Origin of the sequence: Sneathiella sp. (assembly GCF_036960985.1) — a bacterium.
GTDB lineage: Bacteria > Pseudomonadota > Alphaproteobacteria > Sneathiellales > Sneathiellaceae > Sneathiella.
Genome location: NZ_JBALWD010000003.1, coordinates 58,108 through 80,607, shown reverse-complemented (window position 1 = coordinate 80,607; position 22,500 = coordinate 58,108). Strand labels below are relative to the sequence as shown.

The window sequence follows — 22,500 nt, the reverse complement described above, 5'->3', positions numbered from 1 at the left end:
GCGCGGCCTATCTCCAGCCGCGCAAGGTCTCATTATTGAATGGTTAGCTCGCCCATCATCCCGGCGTCATAATGCCCCGGTACATTGCAGGCGAATTCCAGTTCTCCGCCATCGGCAAATTTCCAGATAATCTCCGCAGTATCATTCGGTTCCAACAAGGCGCTATTCGGATCGTTATGTTCCATGGTTTTGCCATTACCCATGTCCATCTTCATCATTTCATGATTGATTTTGTCGGCCTCGAGAACGCCATGCTCGACCATCATCATCATTTCCTCTTGATGGGTAGCGTGGGTCTCGGCGGTGCCAATATTGAATTCATGAACAAATTCACCGGTATTTACAACTTTAAACCGGATAGTTTCCCCTTTCTTTACGAAGATCTCTTCTGGTTCATAATAGTTGTCGAACATCTTGATTTCGATGGTCCGGGAGACTTCAGAAGCTTTTCCAGGAGTTCCAATGGCTGATTTTTCACCATGGTGTCCACCGTCATGATTGCCAGCAGCGAGAGCAACGACAGAACTAAGTGCTACGGCCGTGATAAGGGTCAATCCAGCCACGCCGGACAAAAAAGTGCGTTTGATTTTCATAGCTTATTCCTACTCATTTCTCCGCATCCTGCCAGCATCCAAGCTGCCCAGGTAAAATCGGAGATAGATTGATTATTTGAAGTTTGGAGTATGGCACCAGCCGTCGTTACCCACGACCAACAGGGAATGGGACGGGCTAGAAAAACAGAATAAAACTAGGTTCTTGGGGGACGATCAGGAGGGATGACGTGTAATGATCCAAGCTGCGTTGTTGAAACACTGAAGGATGTTTTTTGTCCAAATACGGCAGACGTAGCAGAGGAGAAATCAGGTACAGCAATTGAACAGGACGCAACGCCACACTTTTCGATATGGTCATGTCGCATCTTATCTGGTCGTTCAGACATATCATCCATGGCCGAGACCATAAAATGAGAAATATCGCTGTCTTTAGAATGGCTTTCTGATAAAGGAACAATAGCGAAGATATTGAATACAAAAATCAAAGCTATAACGAAACTCATATTCCGTCTGCGACTATCGATATTTGCTCGCTCTTTAATCACAGTCTACCTTACAGGTTGCTAACAATAATATGTTGACGACCATAGATTTAATATCACTACATCTCGAAATCAATATTTGATTGGAAAGAGAAAACAATAAACCTTGAGTGAATGGCGGAGGGTCGGGGATTCGAACCCCGGAAGGGCTTGCACCCTTGCTGGTTTTCAAGACCAGTGCATTCAACCGCTCTGCCAACCCTCCGCAATGTGGATAATCCTGATTTTGATCAGAAATCAAGCCACGGGATCGATAACGGATACCGAATGATCCTGATCGTTTAAAGTTCCCCTTTGCCAGTGTCAATATAATTGATAGGCAAAATCCGATAAATCTTGATTGAGTAAAAAAAGCACTACTTAAAAAATCGACTGGCGGCGTCGCTTATCGTTGCGAAAGTACCGAAGCTGTGGCAAAAAGGATCGATTAGTAAAATGGAGTTCCAATGGCAAAGCAATCGACGCGTCTTATTCTTTCGTCTTTGTTATGCATTTGTTTTCTGGCTATCGCCATGCCGGGATACGCGGCGAAAGAAAATTTTGATGTTTGGCTGGCCAATGTCAAGACAGAGGCCCTTACAAAGGGCATTTCGCAACCGACCATAGATGCTGCATTTGCAAATGTGAAAATCCTGGAACGGGTCGTAGCACTAGATCGTAAGCAGCCGGAAACCACACAGACATTCCAACAATATATGGAAAAGAGATTACCTAAATCACTCGTTGATGCGGGGAAAGCAAGACTGAACGAGAATCGTGAAGTCCTTGAGGAAGTTGGCAAAAAATACGGCGTCCAACCCCGGTTTATCGTCGCCTTATGGGGTGTGGAAACACGCTATGGAAAATACACGGGTGGCTTTAGTGTCATCGACGCCCTGACGACGCTCGCCTATGACAACCGGCGCGCCGCATATTTTAGGAAAGAACTTTTTCTTGCCTTGAAAATCCTTGAAGACAAACATATTGCTGCGGCTGACATGAAAGGCTCGTGGGCCGGGGCAATGGGACAATCCCAGTTTATGCCCTCCAGCTTTGTTAATTTTGCTGTAGATCATGATGAGGACGGCAGAACTGACATTTGGACCACGAAAGCGGACGTTTTCGCGTCGGCCGCCAATTACCTGTCTAAATCGGGTTGGAAAGGCGATCAAACCTGGGGCAGGGAAGTCACGCTCCCCAAAGGATTTGATTTGTCGCTGATTAGCTTGAAAATAGCCAAGCCCATGCAAGAATGGCAAGACCTGGGGATTCGAAAAGCTTCCGGTCAAAGTTTGCCGTCTCGCCAGTTGATGGGATCCTTGGTCCAGCCGAAAGGCGGCAATGGTCAAACTTTCCTTGTTTACAACAATTATCGGACCATCCTGAAATGGAACAGATCAACTTATTTTGCGATGTCCGTCGGACAGCTTGCCGATCTCATCGGTGACGGTTAATATACTAAATAGGTATTTTTTAATATGGGTGCATACTAGATTATGTGTTTTGGTCAAAAATTAAAACTGTTGATAGTAGTAATAACTGCTGTTGTGCTTGCTGGATGTTCGGAAGTTAATTTACTCAGTTATGGAGCAAAAACCTTCTCCGGTGATGACGCGGTAAAACCGTCTCCTGTTGCAGCAAACAATACTGGCATTGACAGAGGAACTGCAAAAATTGGTAAGCCCTACCAAATTTACGGCGTGTGGTATTACCCGGCGGAAGATCTGACTTATGATGAGACAGGAATTGCCTCATGGTATGGTGAACCCTTTCACGGCCGAAAAACAGCAAATGGTGCTGTCTACGACATGAACAAAATGACGGCTGCTCATAAAACGTTACCACTGCCGACAGATGTTCGCGTCACAAATCTTGAGAATGGTCGTTCAGTCGTTGTTACCGTAAATGATCGCGGGCCTTTTGCGCATTCAAGAATTATCGATCTATCCAAAAGATCTGCGGAACTTCTGGGAGTTATTCAGAAGGGGACGGCCAAGGTACGGGTTCAGGTTCTTAATAGCGATGGAAACGCAACAGCCAATGCAAATTCACAGATAATTGCGAAGCCAATCACGCCCTTAAACGAAAAGAATAATGTTGCTGCAGCTCCCCGCGCGACGATTACAACGGATGCCCTGGCGCCACCTTCGAATGTTAAGACATCGTCGGGTCCTCGATTAGAACCACTTCCTGCACCTATCGCGGAACGTCCCGTGCAGGTCGCGGCGGTCAGTACAATCACAGAAAATGACACTGTTGTCACCGTAGAACCTGTAAAGAATTCAGAAATTTTTGTCCAGGCAGGCGCATTTGTCGACTTTAATAATGCAAATAAACTTAGCGCACGACTTTCCACCATGGGCGCCTCCAAAGTCAGCCAGGTATTGGTCAATGGTCAAGACTTTTACCGTGTTCGGGTCGGCCCGGTATATGATATCGGTCAAGCAGATCAACTACTTGCAAATCTGATAAATGCTGGTCATACAGGGGCACGCATTATTATAGAATAATCGTTAAATTCGTGAACGGGGAAAGGATGTTTGATCCACCCTTCAAATATGTCGCTTGCAACCAACTGGAAACAAGATCATGTCACAGAGACTATTGAAAATCCGCCAGAGCCTTGTAGTGTTGGCTGTTTGTTTTGGCACTACGGTCACCGCAGCTCAAGCTCTCGATACACCAGCTCGAGAGGCTTTTGTATTTGATATGAATACGGGCGCGGTTTTGATGGAAAAGAATGCAGACGAACTGATGCCGCCTGCCTCCATGAGCAAACTGATGACTGTGACAATGGTCATGGAACGTCTTAAGGACGGTTCGCTTAAAATGGACGATACCCTTCCGGTCAGTGAAATTGCCTGGAAAAAGGGCGGATCAAAAATGTTTGTCCGGGTTGATACTCGAGTAAAGATATCAGACCTCTTGCGTGGTGTGATTATCCAGTCGGGAAATGACGCCTGTATTGTAATAGCAGAAGGATTGGCCGGATCTGAAGAAGCTTTCGGTGATGCAATGACTGCCCGTGCGCGTGAGCTTGGTATGGAGAAAAGTGTTTTCAAAAACGCGACTGGCTGGCCGCACCCAGAGCACCGCATGACCGCTCGTGAATTAGGTATTTTAGCAAAGCACATCATTGAGAATTTTCCTGAGTATTACGGTATTTTCAGCGAGATCGATTTTACCTTTAGTGAAATCAAGCAAGGAAACCGAAATCCGCTGCTGTATAAAAACACTGGCGCCGATGGCCTTAAAACCGGGCATACGGAAGAATCTGGATACGGTCTCGTTGGGTCTGCGAAGCGCGATGATCGGCGCTTGATCGTTGTTCTTAACGGCTTGACCAGTGCAAAGGAGCGGAGCCGCGAAGGTGAACGCCTGTTGGAGTGGGGGTTCCGGGAGTTTGGCAATTACAGCCTTTTCAAGCCTGGCGATATAGTTGACAACGCGCGGGTCTGGCTTGGTGAAACTGATACGGTACCGCTGACTGTCGAAGAGGACGTCACCATTACCCTTTCTCGCCAAGAGAGAAAATCCATGGTTGTAAAAGTTGTTTATAACGAGCCTATTCCGGCACCAATTTTGGAAGGTACGCCAGTGGCACAATTGCTTATTGAAGTGCCTGACAAAGAACCTATTACAGTCCCGTTGATTGCAACGGAGAATATTGCCCGACCTGGTGTTGTCCGCCGACTGACCTCAGCTGTTGAATATCTTATATTTGGGCCTTCAGCGCAGTAAAGTGAAATTATTGACATGCAGGACGGCGACCCGTTTCCGGGTAAATTTATAACCCTAGAAGGCGGCGACGGCAGTGGAAAATCGACACAAGCGCGCATGCTTGGCGACTATCTTACAGGTCAATCTATCAAAAATTTACTGACGAGAGAGCCCGGCGGTGCCCCAGGTGCCGATGAAATTCGCGAGCTTATCCTGACCGGTGAACCGGACCGTTGGGACGCTGTGGCGGAAACATTATTGTTCTATGCCTCAAGAAGAAATCATTTGCGTCTTACTGTTTGGCCAGCACTTAAAAAGGGATATTGGGTACTTTCCGACCGCTTTGCAGACTCAACCATGGCCTATCAAGGTTATGGAAATCAATTGGGCGAGGATGTTGTTCGAAAAGTGCATGATTTTGCGGTAGGTGACTTCGAACCCGATCTGACGTTTATTTTTGATATGCCGGCGGAAGAGGGCCTGCGCAGAACAGATGATCGTCTTCACAATGAGGATCGCTTTGAAAAAATGGATATCGCCTTCCATGAGCGGCTCAGGGACGGCTTTCTTGATATTGCAGAGAAGAATAAAGATCGATGTGTTGTAATCGACGCCACGAAACCAATTGATACTATACAAGCGGAACTGCGGCGAGTAATCCGAGAAAGGTTATTGGCGTGACTGATATTCCGGCTTCTGATGTGCTGGATAATTACCCACACCCCCAAGACACAACACGCCTTATTGGTCACTCCCAAGCTGAAAAAATCTTTGTGGATAATTTTAATAGTGGTCGTTTCCATCATGCCTGGCTGATTACAGGTGCAAAAGGTGTCGGTAAAGCGACGTTTGCTTATCGCGCCGCGAAATTCTTATTGAGTTCGGCGTCTTCAGGCGGCCTGTTTGGACCTCCTGAGAATTTGGAAATTGATGCTTCCGACCCTGCCATTTCCCTGATCAAGTCGGGGGCGCATCCGGGTCTTGCCGTCCTCAAACGACAATATGATCCTAAAGGGAAAAAAATATTTAGTGTTATTCGCGTCGATGATGTTCGCTCGCTTACTAATTTCTTTCGAATGACCGCAGCAGAAGGGACTTGGAGGGTCGTCATCGTCGATACAATTGACGACATGAACAATAATGCGGCCAATGCAATTTTGAAGATACTTGAAGAACCGCCAGAAAAAACCATATTCCTTTTGCTCTCTCACACACCCGCAAGCCTCTTACCAACTATTCGATCTCGTTGTCGACTGCTACCTTTGAAACCGCTCCAACTCGACGACCTTCACCAAGCACTCACGCCCTATGTGACGGATCTTGAACCTGAACAAGCGGCAATGCTCATGTCGCTTGCGGAAGGTAGTCCTGGAAAAGCACTGCAATTACTGGAAACCGGGGGGCTCGATATCTTCGCGGGTTTTCTGGACATTTTTCGGAATTACCCGCGGCTTGACGCTGAGAAACTACATGGGTTAGCCGACATTTCGGCGCGCAAAGATGGTGAAAACATATACAGAACCATCTGTGACTTATATCCATGGTGGATATCCCGGCTTGTACGTGCCGCAAATAGTGAGTTTAAAATAGACGGTCTAGTAACAGGAGAAGCCGAAATCATGCGTAAAATGGTGTCTGGTAACACTCTCGTACGCTGGGTTGACTTGTGGGAAAAAGGAAATCGGCTTATTGAAAAAGCAAATTCCGTTAATCTTGACCGGAAACAAGTTGTTCTCAATCTGTTTTTGAATGTAGAACGCATGATACCGAAAAAATAGAACAGGATCCATTATGCTCGTCGACAGTCATTGTCATTTAAATTTTGAACAGCTATCAAGCCAGCTTGACGATGTGGTCGCCAGGGCAGGGGACGCAGGTGTGGGACATATGTTGACCATCGGCACCAAATTACGTGAATTCAATCAGGTTCTCGAAATAGCAGAAACCTATGACAATATTCACTGTTCCGTCGGTGTCCATCCCCATGAAGCTGAAACCGAAGGTGATGAGGTCACGACTGAAAAACTGATTGACCTGTCTCAAAATAGGAAGGTTGTTGCAATCGGTGAAACGGGTCTGGATTACTTCTATGAACATGCGCCACGGGACCTGCAAAAAAAATCCTTTAGAATACATATTGAAGCCGCACGTGAAACCGGATTGCCGCTTATTGTCCATACGAGAAATGCCGACACGGACACAATTGATATCTTGCAAGAAGAATATAAGAAAGGTCCGTTTACAGGGGTAATTCATTGCTTTAGCTCTGGATGGAAAGTTGCGGAAAAATCTATGGAAATTGGATTTTTTATCTCAATTTCCGGAATTGTAACATTCAAAACCGCAACCGAGCTTCAAGATCATGTTCGCCGGCTTCCGTTAGAGAAACTTCTTGTAGAAACAGATGCACCTTATTTAGCGCCCGTTCCCAAACGGGGGAAATCTAATGAGCCGTCCTTTGTTGCCCATACCGCCGCAAAAATCGCGGAGTTAAAAGAAACAACACTTGAAAAGTTATCTGAGAAAACGACAGATAACTTCTTCAATTTGTTTAATAAAATAGAACGGAATGCAAAATGAAAGTAACAATCCTGGGATGCGGAACATCGGGTGGTGTCCCGCGGATTGGTAATGAATGGGGCGCGTGTAATCCAAATGAGCCCAAAAACAGGCGACGTCGCTGTTCGATTTTAGTTGAGGAAAAAGAGACACGCGTCTTAATTGACACGTCTCCGGATATTCGCCAACAATTACTGGATGCAGATGTTGACGATCTAAATGCCGTTGTCTGGACCCATGAACATGCAGACCAATGCCATGGCATAGACGAACTTCGGGTTCTGGCAATTCATAACCGCCGCCGTGTCGATGTCTGGAGTGATCATAAAACATTATCTGTTCTGAAACGCCGTTTTGATTATTGTTTTGAACAGCTTAACGGAAATCCTTATCCTGCGATATTAACGGATCACCTTATCGAAGGCCCCTTTAACATTGGGGATATAGATTTTATTCCCTTTGATCAAGATCATGGTTCGATCACTAGTTTGGGATTTCGGATGGGGAAAATTGGGTATTCCAATGACCTTGTAAATCTTGATGAAAATGGATTTGAAATATTGAGTGGCGTTGATACCTGGATTGTCGACGCAATGCGGTATAAACCACACCCAACACATGTAAATCTGGAAACGGCCCTTAAATGGATTGAACGGCTAAAACCACGTCGGGCAATATTAACAAATATGCATGTTGATCTGGACTATCAGACACTTCTAAAAGAATTACCTGACGGCGTTGAACCCGCCTATGATGGCATGGAAATAGAGGTCTAGGTGGCTGAAACTCTCCAATTCAAAATCGCGCAGGAGAGGGACCTTTATGATATTTTGCGGCTAATTGCGCAAGATCAACTAGGATCCAAACGGGAAACGCTCACAAATCCACCCTCAAAAGCGTATTCTGATGCCTTCCAGAACATGCAATCGCAAAAAAACAACAATTTCATCATCGCCAGCCAAAACGGCAAAATTATTGGATGTTATCAATTCACGCTCATTTACGGCATATCGCGCGGTGGCGCACCGCGTGCCCAAATCGAAAGCGTGCGAGTTGACCAAAACCTGCGCGGGTCTGGTATAGGTCGCAAATTGATGCTTGATGCAATCGACAGAGCAAAAAAATCAGATTGCCAGCTCGTCCAATTGACGACGGACAAGACCCGGGACGATGCCCATCTGTTCTATGATAACCTTGGTTTTACCGCGAGCCATATTGGATACAAAAAGAAGATCTGAGAATCCCTAAAAATTGGCCCATTGAGAAATCTTGATAGTATGCAAGTTTGGTATGACTAAACACCAGATTACTAATATAAGAAAGATTGTAGAGGCGTGTTACGCAGCGATCAGGTCACAAGGACGCTAATCTGATCCTGAGGTCGCTGAAAATTGGGTGTCAAATAACTTGCAAGGTTTGAATGGACTGGTTTTTAAGTAACTGTGCCACATGTAAATTTGGTATCTAAATCGTAAAAGAACTAGCGTAAAGGATACCAAGGGTATTGGCTGGCAATTTATCCGTTACACAATTTTGTCGATATCATTACCTATCGGCAGAATATTGGTTGTCAACGACACTTGAACGGGCGACGCAGCGACTTTTATCGCCGGATCAATGGGATATGCCTTTGGAAAAGCCGGTAAAGACGATTAGTGCATAAGATATCAGTATTTTCCATAATATATATTATGCGCAAAATAGATTATCAAACGACAGATATGAATTTACCCTATCTCTCACCTAACCCCGCGTCATTGAAGATTACTTCTTCAATGCCTTCAATGGACTCTTTAGCCAATACGACACTGGCGACAGTGTAAGAAAATCCGTTGCGCGCCAACGAACTCATTTCTTTTTCCCACCGTGCCTGCCGTGACTCTTCCGGTTTGTAAGGGCCAAATTTACGTTTTCGAACATAAAGGGCTGCGGCAACCATATCCAGCCCTTCACTATCCTCTCCCAAGCCAGAGATAGCGGCTTCCTGAATATCTTCCGAAACCTCAAGATCCATTAGCTTACGGCGTATCTGATTTAAAGATTTACCCTGCTTTGCCATAATCCGGGCCTTACTGGCCGCATACTCTTGATCATTTATAAAACCAGAATCTACCAACTTTGCTATTTCAACGTCAATGGAGGCGCGAAGCTCCGCCTCATCAAGGTCAAACAACGCCAACGCAGGTTGAGATTTTCTGAACAAATGATGGTGCATTTTACCGGTGGATGTCGCAAAGCGATCCAAATATCTCAGCGCTTGATTGCGAAGCCATCGTGCCGTCGGTTCTTTCGGTTTTCGTTGTTTTTTCGGTTTTTGGTTATCGCCGTCTTGCATGATCTCGCTTTGTTTTTTATACAATTTGCAATGTTACGACTGGCCCTTCCTAAAAGAAATACTTTAAAGTCGAATTCATAAATTTAACCCATGAGGTCCCTATTTTGGATAAACTTGATACAAGTTCACCGATGAACCGTCTCCTCGATATTATGTCCCGGCTTCGAAACCCCGATGGCGGATGTCCTTGGGATCTTCAACAGGATTTCTCGACCATTGCCCCTCATACTATCGAAGAAGCCTATGAGGTTGCAGATGCAATTGCAGAAGGCGATATGGAGGATTTAAAGGGCGAGCTTGGAGATTTGATGTTTCAAGTGGTTTTTTATGCGCAAATGGCAAAGGAAAATGGGGATTTTGACTTCAACGGTGTTATCGACGCCATATCTGACAAGATGATCCGCCGGCATCCCCATGTATTTGGCACCACAGACATCGGATCAGCTGAGGCTCAGACCGTAGCCTGGGAAGACGCAAAAGCGCAGGAACGGGCGTTAAAGGCCAAAGCACGGCAAACGCCGCCTTCCGCATTAGACGGAGTAGCAAACGGCCTCCCTGCCCTTACACGAGCCGTCAAATTACAAAACCGTGCCGCTCGCGTCGGTTTCGATTGGCCCGATATTGGACCGGTTTTCGATAAAATCGATGAAGAAATGGCAGAATTAAAAGAAGAAATCGAGCAAGGTGGTTCACAGCACCGTATTGCCGAAGAATACGGTGATTTACTGTTTGTTTTAGCGAACTTAGGACGTCATCTTGAGTTAGAACCTGAAACAATATTACGGCAAGCAAATAAAAAATTTACGGGCCGGTTCCAAGCAGTGGAGGCACTTCTTGCTAAGCGCGGGAAAGGACCTTCCGACAGCACATTGAAAGAAATGGATGGTCTTTGGAATAAAGTAAAAAACAACAAATAAAACAATGAGTTATACGGTTATATTTATCATTTTTTCAAGCCGCCCAACATTTTCGGGCGAGAGCTTTACGTCAATATGAACGATTTCCTCGCGGTCTTCGCGATCCAACACGGTGCCATTCCGATAAATCCAGGATAGAGTCGCACCATCTGACGCAGGTATATCTAGGGATAGTATATTCTGTCGTGCCGTTAATTTTGTCTCAATTATCGTGAGAAGACTATCTGTCCCCTTGCCTGTTATAGCAGAAATTGCCGCCAGACTTTCGTCACGCTCAACACCGTTAAGGACTGTTTCGGCTAGGTCCGGATCCAACAGATCTATTTTATTGTACACTTCCAAATAGCCATGTTCGTCATCGTAATCGACACCAAGGCGCGTCAACACATCAAAAACGTCTTTTTTCTGCGCATCGGTATCTGTATGGGTGATATCGCGCACATGAACAATCAGATCGGCCTCAAGGACTTCTTCCAAGGTCGCTCGAAAAGAAGCGACTAGCTCTGTCGGAAGATCTGAAATAAAACCAACAGTATCTGACAGAATAACGGTTTGACCTCCGGGAAGATCAATTTTTCGCATCGTTGGATCAAGTGTCGCAAAGAGAAGATCTTCGGCAAACACCTTCGAGGCCGTCAAACGGTTAAATAACGTTGATTTACCGGCATTTGTATAACCGACGAGTGCGACGATCGGGTACGGAATTTTTTTTCGCTTCGCTCGGTGGAGATCGCGGGTTCGCACGACAGATTCCAGTTGTCGTTTTATTTTTACAATTCGATCATCAATAAGGCGCCGGTCAATCTCCAATTGGGATTCGCCAGGTCCGCCAATAAAACTCAGAGACCCTCTCTGGCGCTCCAAATGGGTCCAGGATCGCACGAGACGGGTCCGCTGATAACTGAGGTGGGCGAGCTCAACTTGCAGGGTTCCCTCTTTAGTCTGGGCCCGCTCTCCAAATATTTCAAGAATCAAGCCGGTTCGGTCGACAATTTTTACCTGCCACCGCTTTTCCAGGTTCCGTTGTTGAACCGGAGTGACAGGCCCATCGATGATGACAACATCAATATGTAGGTTTTTTATAAAGCCGCCAAGCTCATCAATTTTTCCGTCTCCGAATAATGTGCCTGGTTTGGCTTTTCGAAGTGGAACAACTTCTGAATGAACGACATCCAGCGAAATGGCAGCTGTCAAAGACACGGCTTCCGACAGGCACCCTTCTGGATCACGAAGTTTGCCCTTCTCGTTTTTCTTTACGAAAGGATATAAAACTAATGCGGTTTCGCCAGAGCTCAGGCCTTCGCGTTCCGCATTGGGATCAAATTCTGTTATAATAAATGTCCAATAATATTAGAAATTTATACCTCACCGGCCGCCGGATCAAATAATTTGATTGGGCCTGACGGCATCACAGTGGAAATAGCATGCTTATAAACCAGTTGCTCGTGGTCATCGCGCCTTAACAATACGCTGAAGTTGTCGAACCAACTTATAACGCCTTGAAGCTTCACACCATTAACTAGAAATACAGTCACAGGGACTTTGTCTTTCCGTACTTTGTTCAGGAATACATCCTGCACGTTCTGTGATTTTTCTGCGGCCATTTGGTTTAATCATCCTTCAGTCATCGAATTATCTTGGTAACTTTTTAGTCCGCGCGGTTAATACAAAACCGAAATCTAATGCAATAGGTAAAAAGTTTCCCTGACATAAGGATTTATTGAACTAAACACAAGCATTATAACGAAAAAATGGCCATAAATATAGCTTTTGGCAAAAAAACAACAAATCGTTGTACAAACATGCTGGGACTCTACGAAGCCGCATTCATAAATTCACGATAGATTTCCCGCAAAGTCATCGAAATACTGCCTGGATTGCCGTTGCCAATCACATGTTCGTCGACTTTAACCACCGGTAAAACATAGGATGTGCTGCTAGTTAGGAATACTTCGCGAGCATTATGGAGCTCTTCAACGGTAAAACTTCGTAATTCGAACTCCACACCCTTCTTTTCGAGTTCCCTAATCAATGAAGCACGCGTGATTCCCGCCAAAATTTCATTGCTGGTCGGTCGGGTGATGACCTTTCCATTTTGGTCGACAATCCAAGCATTGGTTGAACTGCCTTCCGTCACCATGCCGTCTGCGTCAATTTGAAAGGCCTCATAGGCCCCGTTATCCTTGGCCGCTTGTTTCGCCAGAACATTGGGTAGCAAGGATACAGATTTAATGTCACACCGCGCCCATCGAATATCGGGAACCGTAACAACACTCACCCCTTTCTCCGCAGTTTTTTCAGCTTTGTCCATGGAAAGGCGTTTGGCCGTCATGACCAATGCCGGCGGGGTATTTTTCGGAAACGGGTGATCCCGTGGCGCAACGCCGCGCGTTACCTGCAAATAAATAATGCCATTGACGATACCGTTTCTGCGAACAACTTCTCGCATGACCATTTTCAACGGTTCTGCTTTCATGGGAGCATCGATACGAAGCTCTGCTAGGCTCCGCCATAGTCTTTGCAAATGGCCTTCTTCATCGATCATTTTACTGTTCACGATTGTGACAACTTCATAAACGCCGTCTGCGAACTGGTATCCCCGATCTTCAATATGAACATTTGCGTGACTATGTGGCTGATATTGGCCATTTACATAAGCAATTCGAGACATCTTATTTCCTGTTAATTAGCGCCGCCACAAAGCCGGATTAAAAAGTGAAAGTACGGCGAAAAATTCGAGCCGCCCTACTAGCATTGTTATACACAATATCCATTTAGATGCATTTGGTAACTGATTATAGCTTATAAAATTTTCGGTGCCAATTTGCACATCTGTGATCAATGGTTGGGCCGCCGACCCTGCATTTGCAAGGTTGGTTACTGCTAAAGACAACGATGATTGAAAATCGAGGCCATTGAACGCCAATAACAACGTCACCACAACGAGAGCAAAACAGTAGATAACAAAGAACGTCCAGGCAGACATTATTTGCTCCCGAGAGAGCCTTCTCCCGCCGTAGAGAAGGGGAAACACACCACTGGGAAAACTGAGCCTTTTAATTTCCGCGCCTGAAAGTTTAAAAAGCACGAATACACGCATCAATTTGATGCCGCCCGCCGTTGATCCCGTCGATCCGCCGACAGTGATCAAAAACAAAATCAGAAAAAGAGCACCAACAGGCCAATAATACTGCCCGGTACTGGAGACCAAAGGCAAATTATATCCTGTTGTTGTAATAGCGGAAACTGTATTGAATATAGCGTACCGTATGGTATCGAAGATTCCCATATCCGTTTCCGCCATCATTAACCAGAAGACAGCGAAGCTTCCCAGCACAATAGCCATCAACAAATAACGATATTCGGAATCCTTGAAATAGGCTTTTCTATCGCCGTTGAAGAAGGACCAATGGAGCGAGAAATTGAGGGCGCCGATCACCATAAAAACCATCAAGACAATTTCTATGGAACGACTGCTAAAAATTGCCCCTGTATCGTCGGATGTCGTAAATCCGCCGGTTGAAATTGTACTGAATGCATAGCAAATAGCGTCGAAAGCCGGCATGCCAACCGCCCAAAGAGCAACAATACAGATAGCTGTCAGTAGGGCGTAGATCTTTAAGATAGACAAGACCGCAAACCTTATCCGCCGAGACAAACGACGACGCGTACTTTTAGCGATGGCGCGCGTGAGTGGATTATTTCCCGGGATATTAAATGCTGATGCAAGTAACGAAACAAAAACAATAAGTGTAAACCCGCCTACCCACTGGATGAGACTACGCCATAGCAACACGCTGGGTGCTTGATCATCCAAGTTTTCGATTATGGATGCACCATTCGTTGTAAATCCGGATAAGGCTTCAAAATAGGCATTGGTTGCTGAAGGAATTGCATCACTCAAATAGAGTGGCAACGCCGCAAATAATGGAACAATTACCCAAATCAGTGTCGCCGTAAGAAAGGTCTCACGTCGGCCAAGGCTGGCTGTGTCGGTTCGAGTGGCGAAAACCAATCCGCCGCCGAGAAAAACAGTAATGATCGCGGACATAAAAAAGCTGGTAGCGACAAACATCTGCGATACCAGTAATGAAAACAGGAGCGGTAGTACCATCAACCCCGACAGGAACACCAGCGACCAACCCAAAATCATGAATGCGGGAGCGAGCAACATAAGTCTTAGAAGAACTCCAGGCTGACGGTAAACATTTCTTCCACTTTACGCACCGCATTGCGCAACCCCAACATAACCACCCGGTCATTGGTTTTGATGATCGTATCCCCTCTCGGAATTTCGACTTTATCACCTCGAATGACCGCGCCGACGATTGTGCCCGCCGGTAAATTAATTTCCCGTAAGGGTTTGCCGACAAGTTGCGACGTTTCGAGTGCTTCGCCTTCGACAACTTCTGCAGCACCGTCGCGGAAGGAATGCAAACCTCTGATCCGGCCACGACGAATATGTTTGAGAATTTCGGACACAGTAGTGGCACGTGGGTCGACAACGACATCAATACCTAGCGTTGTTACAAGATTACCGAATACCGGATTATTAATCAGTGTAATAGCTGTTTCACATCCCTGCCCTTTTGCTAAAAGGGAAGACAGAATGTTGACTTCGTCATCGTTTGTCAGCGCAACAATGGTTTCCGCCCGAGCAACATTGGCTTCCTGAAGCAAATCCGGATCAAGTGCATCGCCATGCAACACGACCGTATTCTCCAAATGCTCCAGAATATCCTCCGCCCGTTTCCGATTATGTTCAATAATTTTCAACGAAACATTCCGCATGTTCTTTTCGATAAATTGCGCCAAATGAAGACCAATATTCCCGCCGCCAACAACGACGATACTCCTGGCTTCCTGTTCTTCATGCCCAAACAACGGCATGGCTCGGGAAACATGTTTACTGTCCGCCGCAAAATAAACTTCATCTCCAGGATACATCTGGTCAACGCTTGACGGAATAATCATGTTGCCTTCACGATAAATGGCGACGACGACAATATTCAAATCCGGGAACAATTCTGTCAATTGCCGCAGAGGTGTGTTGACGATCGGGCATCTTTCATCCAGCCGAACTCCGATCACCTGAACCCGGCCGTCGGCAAAAGAAACAGTATCTATGGCACCAGGAACCTTCAACCGTCGCTCAATGGCTTGTGCCACCTCGATTTCTGGTGAGGTAATGACATCGATCGGTAAATTATCGCGACTGAATAAATGAGCCCACATAGGGTCGAGATATTGTTGTGAGCGGATACGGGCGACTTTTTTCGGAATATCAAACAACGAATGGGCAATTTGGCACGCCACCATGTTGACTTCATCACTGTAAGTTACCGCAATCAACATATCAGCATCAGTTGCGCCAGCCCGTTCAAGCACATTCGGATGGGAAGCATGCCCAACCATCGCTCTCACGTCGAGTTCGTCGCCAATTTTACGCACCAATTCTGCTGACTGGTCCACTAACGTGACGTCATTTCCCTCTCGGGCAAGCTGACGCGCAATATTCGATCCGACTTGCCCTGCGCCACAAACAATTACCTTCATTGCGGTAAATACTCCCCATATGTCAACATCGACACCCTAAATCACAGGCACTACTCGGCAAATTTCTTTCGTTCACCATTGTTCACGCCCAGCGATTTTAACTTCCGATGCAAAGCGGATCTCTCCATACCAACAAAAGCGGCCGTACGCGAAATATTTCCACCAAACCGGTTTATTTGGGCCTCCAGATATTCTTTTTCGAAGCGTTCTCTGGCCTCACGCAACGGCAAAGCCATGATTTCCGTGTTATCATTTTGCCCGACCATAACCGATTGCGCAGATCCGGCGTCTGGTGGCACCATATCCACGGTTATTGGAGCTGACTTGTCACCCGTCGCCAAAATCATTATTTGCTCAATAACATTTTTAAGCTGCCGTACATTGCCAGGCCAGGATGACGCTTGCAATGTTGCCACAGCGTCTTCTCCTATTTTCCTGATGGGTAAGCCTGAACTGGTCGCGAAGCGTTCGATAAAAAATCGTGCCAACGGTCCAATATCTTCGGGCCTTTCCCTCAACGGTGGCACCGAAATTGGAACGACCCCTAAGCGATGATAAAGATCTTCGCGTAGTTTTCCATTCTGCATGGCGTCCTGCAAATCTTGGCTGGACGACGATATGACCCGTACATCAACTTTTATTTTTTCGCTACCACCGACCCGCTGAAATGATTGGTCCACAAGTACGCGCAAGATTTTGCCCTGTGTTTCCATTGGCATATCGGCGATCTCGTCCAGGAAAATCGTACCGCCATGGGCCTTTTCAAGCAAACCACGTCGCCCGCCTTTTGTCGAACTCATGCGTCCTTCTTCAACCCCGAATAACTGAATTTCAATTCTTTCAGGTGCCATGGTGGCGGCGTTGAGGACAACGAATGGTCCAGCGCTTCTGGTTGATTGTTCGTGAATAAGGCGAGCCACAACTTCCTTACCCGAGCCCGAGGGACCGGCAATCAGCACACGGCTGCCTGTTGGCGCCACCTTTTCAATGGTTTGTTGTAACTGTATCATTACATTGGATCGACAGATTAAATCTGTGAGGACTTCACCGGCCTTGTGTTTCAATTCCTTAACCTGGCGACGCAATCGCACGGCTTCTAATGATCTTTCAACCAGCTGAATGAGGCGTTCTGCTTTAAAAGGTTTCTCGATAAAGTCATAGGCACCAAGCTTTATGGTTTGTACCGCTGTCTCAATATTGCCGTGGCCCGAGATCATAAGGATCGGCAAATTCGGATGATCTTTTACCAGTTGTTGCAAGATCTCAATGCCATCCAGTTTACTGCCCCGAAGCCAAATATCCAGGATAACGAGGTTAGGTCGGCGATGAGAGACTTCAGAGAAGCATTCATCACTATTTCCGGCCGTTCGCGCTTCATATCCTTCGTCTTCCAGGATTCCAGCAATGAGGTCCCGAATGTCGGATTCGTCGTCGATTATTAAAATGTCCGCAGACATAATCAGTCGTTCCCTGTTCTTAATCTTATTTCATTTGTAGGAAAGGTCACTTGTATTTGAGCCCCTGTCCCGTTCGGTGCATCCAGCATGGTGAGCGTGCCACCATGTTCTTCAATAATTTTGGTCACAATTGCCAATCCCAGGCCGGTGCCTTTTTCCCGGTGCGTAACATAGGGTTCAGTCAAGCGTCTGCGATCTTTTTCCGGTAGACCTCGGCCATTATCCGTAACCTGTATGACAAAGTTTTCAGCCTGGCGGAACATCTCGATTACGATCCGGCCTTTTTCAAGATCTATCTCCAGACCGTCGCGTCCAGCAATAGCATCCGCACTATTTTGCAGCAGATTAGTGATGACCCGATTGATTTGCGATGCATCGCAGTCATAAGTCATAGGCGCGGGCGTATCATCGAAAATATACTCGATTTCAGGGTGCGCAACTTTTTGTAAAAAGGTCGCCTGGCCTACTAGTTCACCCAAATTTTCGGGACTGAATTTCGGCGTTGGCATACGGGCAAAGGACGAAAATTCATCAACCATCTGACCAATATCGCCGACTTGCCGAATAATCGTATCGGTACATTGATTAAAGACATCAATATCCTCGACAATTTGTTTGCCGTATTTACGTTTTATCCGCTCTGCAGACAATTGAATTGGGGTCAGTGGGTTCTTGATTTCATGGGCAATACGGCGGGCGATATCGCCCCAGGCGGCCATCCGCTGGGCAGACACCAGATCGGTAATTTCATCCAATGTGACAACAAAACCTTGCAATCCGCTACCGGAAATCTCGGCGGACACCCGAACAAGTAAATGCCGATGAATGCCATCGGTTTGTAGTTGAACCTGGCCTTCCGCAACGCGGTATGGCCGTTCTCTGATTTCATCGAGCAGGAAAGCAATTTGCGGTAAAACATCTGCAAACGGCTGACCGACCAGTTCTTGAGACTTCTTGCCAAGCAGTTCTGTTGCCGTACGGTTGGGCAGATTGATGAGGCCATGTTTATCGACCCCAATCACCCCGGCAGAAACACCTGATAGTACAGCTTCGGTAAAACGGCGTCTTTCATCCAATTTATCGTTGGTCTCTTCCAGTTCTTTGCGCTGAGTCAGTAATTGCCCTGTCATCCGGTTGAAAGCCCGGGACAAAGTTGCCATTTCGTCATATGCCCGGTGCTCGTCCACTTTAGTGTGTAAATCACCAGCGCGAACCCGTTCCGCAGCTTTGACGAGATCCTCTATGGGGCCAACCAGACGGGAAGCGATAACCAGCCCAAACCATACGGCGGCCAAAACCACCATGAGCGAAATAATAAAGAAGACAGCCGCAAACTGAATTTGAATTCCGAACCCTTCATCTTTGAGTTCCTGATAATCCGCCGCAGCGGCCCGAGTACGTTCCAGATGCTCGAGAACCCGGGGTTCGATAAATCGGCTTACATACAGATAGCCATCCAACAATCGGTCGAGCCTGATCAGCGCTCGCACCCGATCATCGGTCCCGTTAGTCGTAATGACAACATCCTGCTCCCGAGCTTCATTGAATGTCGCCGGAGATATTTCATCAAACTCTAACGCAAAACTTAGTTCGGATTGCGCGATGACCGTCTGTGACCCATCTATGACAACAGCCTCACTCAGATTACGGGCAATTACCTGATCGCTCAAATACGCACCAAAACGAGCCCTGTTTTCTAGAATTTGCGGTGGCGCCCGGTTAATCTGCGCAGCCATGGCGAACACATCGGATCGGATATTCTGGATATGTTCCTTGATATAGGCATCGGCGACAACTAGAGATTCCGAAACTGCCGTATTCACCGGATCCGAGAAATGCTTTTGAAAATAAATATTAAAGAACAGCGCCGAAAACAGCGCCACCATCAAGGCCGGCGCCACGGCAATCAGGGAAAACAGCCGGACGATCCGACGATGCATCTGACTACCTGATCCGCCCACCTGCCCTTTACGCCACATACGGATTAAACGGTGACAAATAACGATCGCCAACAGGACAACGATGACAATATCGACAATCAGCAGAAGCCGTGTGTAAACCGGGTTTTCAATGGTCAGGGATTCATAAGTAGCGATACCGCTGGCAATGGCCAGCATCGCCACAAAGAAAGAGGTTTTCGGGCCGAGGCCGATCTTCTTCGCCCATCGCAGCAATGCGAAATCCGATTTCTTATCAACCTGTTGTGTTTGTGTCACTCTACTGTTCCACCAAATCAACGACGGAGGGGCTGAAAACAGCTCTTTCTCCAACAAATAGGTTCAGTTCGTCAATATACCACATTGTGGTATTTAAGCATCACTTTAGGCCGCGCACAACTTGAATATCAAGCTCACGTATCTTTTTCCGCAAGGTGTTCCGGTTGACCCCTAGTAAATCCGCGGCTTTTATCTGATTTCCGTTAGTTGCTTCTAACGAAAGACTGATTAAAGGCCGTTCAATTTCCCGTAAAATGCGGTCATACAAGCCGGTTGGCGGAAGATTCCCGGAATGCGCCGCAAAATATTTCGACAGATGCCGCTCTACTGCAGTCCCAAGATTCTCATCTTCAATATTAACATCACCAACGCCACTTGAAATTTGCGGCGCAAGCTCCTGTTCAATGATGGAGGTATCAATCACATCATCGGAATACAGGGCGGCAAGGCGCCGCACAAGATTCTCCAGTTCCCGAACATTTCCCGGCCATTTATGCTTCTTGAGCATTTCCAGGGCGTCACTGCCAATACTTTTGGTCGGCAAGCCTTCTTCGTGGGTTTGTTTCAGGAAATGCCGCGCCAGATCAGGAATATCCTCCGCCCGCTCCCGTAAAGGCGGAAGCCGTAGCGGGACCACGTTCAGACGATAGTACAAATCCTCTCTGAACAGCCCTTGTCGCACAAATTGCCGCAGGTCCCGATTAGTCGCTGCAACAATGCGCACATCCGTCTTAATGGCCGTCCGGCCGCCAACAGTGGTATATTCACCCTGCTGTAACACCCGAAGCAACCGCGTCTGCGCCTCCACCGGCATATCCCCAATCTCGTCGAGGAATAATGTCCCGCCTTGCGCCTGTTCAAATCGGCCAATGGCCCGGGCATCCGCACCGGTAAAGGCACCTTTTTCATGTCCGAATAATTCTGATTCAATTAGTTCCTTGGGAATTGCGGCCATGTTAATCGGTACAAACGGGCCGTTTTTCCGTTTGCCATATTCATGCAATGCACGGGCGACCAATTCTTTCCCCGTCCCGCTTTCACCTGAAATCAAAACCGTCAGATCTGTCCCCATCAGCCGCGCCAGCACTCGATAAATCTCCTGCATGGCCGGCGAACGACCAATCAAGGGAATTTTTGTTTCTTCCTCGTCATCCTGGCCACTGCGGCGTGAAGGTTTCTTGGGCTTGGACAGCGCCCGCTCGACTACTTGTAGAAGCTCTTTCAGATCAAACGGCTTCGGCAAGTAATCGTAGGCCCCGCGCTCCGTCGCCTTAATGGCGGTCAACAACGTATTCTGCGCACTCATGACGATCACCGGGATATCGGGGCGTATTTTCTTGATCCGCGGCAACAAATCCAGACCGTTTTCATCGGGCATCACTACATCGGTGAGAATAATATCGCCCGCCCCTTCAAGCACCCAGTTATACAAGGTTGCCGCATTGCTTGTAGAACGAACAATATAGTTCGCCCGGGAGAGGGCCTGATCCAGAACGGTGCGAATACTCTGGTCGTCATCTGCGACTAAAATGGTATTTGCCATTATTTATGGTTCCGTTCTGGTAAAGTTGTAAATTGGCAGCCGGATCAGGAAAGTTCCGCCAGATTGACGATTGTCATATTCAACAATGCCGCCATGGTCGCCAACAATCTTGGCAACGAGGGCCAATCCAAGGCCGCTGCCGCCGGTTTTTGTCGTCACGAAGGGATCAAAAATATGAGGGACGATTTCTTCCGGAATGCCCGGTCCGTTATCGAGAATGCCAACTTCAAGGGGAAGCTGGACTTTATCCGTGCTGCCTGGAACCGCAAGCCGGATCCCGTGGCGATAGGCCGTCGTCAGGATAATTTCGCCCTTATCGTCCGGCACGGCCTCAGCTGCGTTTTTAATCAAATTTAGGAGTACCTGAACAAGTTGGTCGCGATTGCCATAAACGAAGGGCAACGATGGGTCATAATTCTCGCGAAAGACGATGTTTTTACCAAATCCAGCGGCAGAAACCATGCGCACATGTTCCAGCACCTCGTGAATATTCACGGCGTCCCGGTCGATAGGCCGATCATCGGAAAAGGCTTCCATACGATCGACGAGTGCGCAAATACGGTCCGTCTCATCGCATATGAGCTGAGTTAGCGCCCGATCCGCATCAGACGCATTCATCTCCAAAAGCTGCGCGGACCCGCGGATCCCGGATAAAGGGTTCTTCACCTCATGGGCCAGCATCGTCGCCATGGCGGTGACAGATCGGGCAGCGCCGCGATGGGTCAGTTGTCGGTCCATCTTAAGGGCAATTGTCCGTTCTTCAATTTGTACGACAACACTGGAGGTGCCATAGAGGGAGGACACCTGAAGATTAACATTTTTTATGCCGGTTTTGGGGGTGCCCAGATCTACGCCATATTCCGAAACGCAATCGCGTGTTTGCCGCACTTGCTCAACCAATCCGAACAGCGGGCTTCCGAAAGGCACCAATTCCGTAAGGTTTGTGCGTTGTAATATGGAAAGAGAGGCGCCGAAGAACGCTTCACCGGCCGGATTAGCCAGACTGATACAATCTTTTTCATCAATGACGATAATCGGATCGGGTATGGCATTAAGAACCGAACTGGCCATCACGTCAGCGTCTGTCGCTGTTTCTTGTTCTTTTCCTGTCCGAGTGTCCAT

Annotated in this window: 21 protein-coding genes and 1 tRNA gene; 9 read left to right on the top strand and 13 right to left on the bottom strand. The window is 47.1% G+C overall.

Annotation, left to right across the window (positions count from 1 at the left end; translation table 11 throughout):
- Positions 1 to 32: 32 nt before the first annotated feature.
- The 3 genes from V7723_RS02520 to V7723_RS02510 all read right to left on the bottom strand — a co-directional run bounded on the left by V7723_RS02520 (position 33) and on the right by V7723_RS02510 (position 1,301).
- Positions 33 to 593, bottom strand: a complete 561-nt coding sequence (locus V7723_RS02520) for a cupredoxin domain-containing protein (RefSeq protein WP_335682843.1) — start codon at positions 591 to 593, stop codon at positions 33 to 35.
- A 155-nt stretch (positions 594 to 748) separates the two neighbouring features.
- The gene (locus V7723_RS02515) at positions 749 to 1,057 is read right to left on the bottom strand and encodes a hypothetical protein (RefSeq protein WP_335682842.1); all 309 of its coding nucleotides are present in this window, start codon (positions 1,055 to 1,057) and stop codon (positions 749 to 751) included.
- Between the two features lie 154 nt (positions 1,058 to 1,211).
- A tRNA-Ser gene (locus V7723_RS02510) sits at positions 1,212 to 1,301 on the bottom strand.
- Positions 1,302 to 1,542: 241 nt separating this feature from the next.
- Here V7723_RS02510 and V7723_RS02505 point away from each other — a divergent pair.
- The 8 genes from V7723_RS02505 to V7723_RS02470 all read left to right on the top strand — a co-directional run bounded on the left by V7723_RS02505 (position 1,543) and on the right by V7723_RS02470 (position 8,592).
- Complete coding sequence (locus V7723_RS02505) at positions 1,543 to 2,529, top strand: lytic murein transglycosylase (RefSeq protein ID WP_335682841.1); 987 nt, start codon at positions 1,543 to 1,545, stop codon at positions 2,527 to 2,529.
- A 69-nt stretch (positions 2,530 to 2,598) separates the two neighbouring features.
- Entirely contained in the window at positions 2,599 to 3,585 is a 987-nt protein-coding gene (locus V7723_RS02500; protein ID WP_335682840.1) for a septal ring lytic transglycosylase RlpA family protein, read from the top strand.
- A 79-nt stretch (positions 3,586 to 3,664) separates the two neighbouring features.
- Positions 3,665 to 4,816 carry a D-alanyl-D-alanine carboxypeptidase family protein gene (locus V7723_RS02495; RefSeq protein ID WP_335682839.1) on the top strand — a complete coding sequence of 384 codons (1,152 nt, stop codon included), beginning with the start codon at positions 3,665 to 3,667 and terminating at the stop codon, positions 4,814 to 4,816.
- 15 nt (positions 4,817 to 4,831) lie between these two features.
- Complete coding sequence (tmk, locus tag V7723_RS02490) at positions 4,832 to 5,476, top strand: dTMP kinase (protein ID WP_335682838.1); 645 nt, start codon at positions 4,832 to 4,834, stop codon at positions 5,474 to 5,476.
- Positions 5,473 to 6,573: a DNA polymerase III subunit delta' gene (locus tag V7723_RS02485; protein WP_335682837.1), complete on the top strand. Its 1,101-nt coding sequence runs from the start codon at positions 5,473 to 5,475 to the stop codon at positions 6,571 to 6,573. The genes tmk and V7723_RS02485 overlap by 4 nt, the downstream gene beginning before the upstream one ends.
- A 13-nt stretch (positions 6,574 to 6,586) precedes the next feature.
- A complete protein-coding gene (locus V7723_RS02480) occupies positions 6,587 to 7,375 on the top strand; it encodes a TatD family hydrolase (protein ID WP_335682836.1) in 789 nt (262 codons plus the stop codon).
- Positions 7,372 to 8,130, top strand: a complete 759-nt coding sequence (locus V7723_RS02475; RefSeq protein ID WP_335682835.1) for an MBL fold metallo-hydrolase — start codon at positions 7,372 to 7,374, stop codon at positions 8,128 to 8,130. The genes V7723_RS02480 and V7723_RS02475 overlap by 4 nt, the downstream gene beginning before the upstream one ends.
- A complete protein-coding gene (locus tag V7723_RS02470) occupies positions 8,131 to 8,592 on the top strand; it encodes a GNAT family N-acetyltransferase (protein WP_335682834.1) in 462 nt (153 codons plus the stop codon). It begins immediately after the preceding gene.
- A 494-nt stretch (positions 8,593 to 9,086) separates the two neighbouring features.
- Here V7723_RS02470 and V7723_RS02465 read toward each other — a convergent pair whose 3' ends face one another.
- A complete protein-coding gene (locus V7723_RS02465) occupies positions 9,087 to 9,689 on the bottom strand; it encodes a regulatory protein RecX (RefSeq protein WP_335682833.1) in 603 nt (200 codons plus the stop codon).
- Between the two features lie 101 nt (positions 9,690 to 9,790).
- On the opposite strand from V7723_RS02465, the gene mazG reads away from it, so the two are divergent.
- The gene (gene mazG, locus V7723_RS02460) at positions 9,791 to 10,606 is read left to right on the top strand and encodes a nucleoside triphosphate pyrophosphohydrolase (protein WP_443024169.1); all 816 of its coding nucleotides are present in this window, start codon (positions 9,791 to 9,793) and stop codon (positions 10,604 to 10,606) included.
- Positions 10,607 to 10,615: 9 nt separating this feature from the next.
- Here the strand turns inward: mazG and hflX are convergent, their stop codons facing one another.
- The 9 genes from hflX to V7723_RS02415 all read right to left on the bottom strand — a co-directional run bounded on the left by hflX (position 10,616) and on the right by V7723_RS02415 (position 22,500).
- Positions 10,616 to 11,818, bottom strand: a complete 1,203-nt coding sequence (gene hflX / locus V7723_RS02455) for a GTPase HflX (protein WP_335682941.1) — start codon at positions 11,816 to 11,818, stop codon at positions 10,616 to 10,618.
- Positions 11,819 to 11,964: 146 nt separating this feature from the next.
- Complete coding sequence (gene hfq / locus V7723_RS02450) at positions 11,965 to 12,210, bottom strand: RNA chaperone Hfq (RefSeq protein ID WP_251932295.1); 246 nt, start codon at positions 12,208 to 12,210, stop codon at positions 11,965 to 11,967.
- 209 nt (positions 12,211 to 12,419) lie between these two features.
- Positions 12,420 to 13,277 (bottom strand): D-amino-acid transaminase, encoded by an 858-nt coding sequence (locus V7723_RS02445; RefSeq protein ID WP_335682831.1) that lies wholly within the window; start codon positions 13,275 to 13,277, stop codon positions 12,420 to 12,422.
- 15 nt (positions 13,278 to 13,292) lie between these two features.
- A complete protein-coding gene (locus V7723_RS02440) occupies positions 13,293 to 14,780 on the bottom strand; it encodes a TrkH family potassium uptake protein (protein ID WP_335682830.1) in 1,488 nt (495 codons plus the stop codon).
- Between the two features lie 5 nt (positions 14,781 to 14,785).
- Complete coding sequence (trkA, locus tag V7723_RS02435; RefSeq protein WP_335682829.1) at positions 14,786 to 16,162, bottom strand: Trk system potassium transporter TrkA; 1,377 nt, start codon at positions 16,160 to 16,162, stop codon at positions 14,786 to 14,788.
- A gap of 50 nt (positions 16,163 to 16,212) precedes the next feature.
- Positions 16,213 to 17,619 (bottom strand): nitrogen assimilation response regulator NtrX, encoded by a 1,407-nt coding sequence (ntrX, locus tag V7723_RS02430; RefSeq protein ID WP_335682828.1) that lies wholly within the window; start codon positions 17,617 to 17,619, stop codon positions 16,213 to 16,215.
- Positions 17,620 to 17,621: 2 nt separating this feature from the next.
- Positions 17,622 to 19,835: a sensor histidine kinase NtrY-like gene (locus V7723_RS02425; RefSeq protein WP_335682827.1), complete on the bottom strand. Its 2,214-nt coding sequence runs from the start codon at positions 19,833 to 19,835 to the stop codon at positions 17,622 to 17,624.
- 100 nt (positions 19,836 to 19,935) lie between these two features.
- On the bottom strand, positions 19,936 to 21,381 hold the full coding sequence (ntrC, locus tag V7723_RS02420) for a nitrogen regulation protein NR(I) (protein WP_443024168.1): 1,446 nt from the start codon (positions 21,379 to 21,381) through the stop codon (positions 19,936 to 19,938).
- Positions 21,382 to 22,500, bottom strand: a complete 1,119-nt coding sequence (locus V7723_RS02415; protein WP_335682825.1) for a two-component system sensor histidine kinase NtrB — start codon at positions 22,498 to 22,500, stop codon at positions 21,382 to 21,384.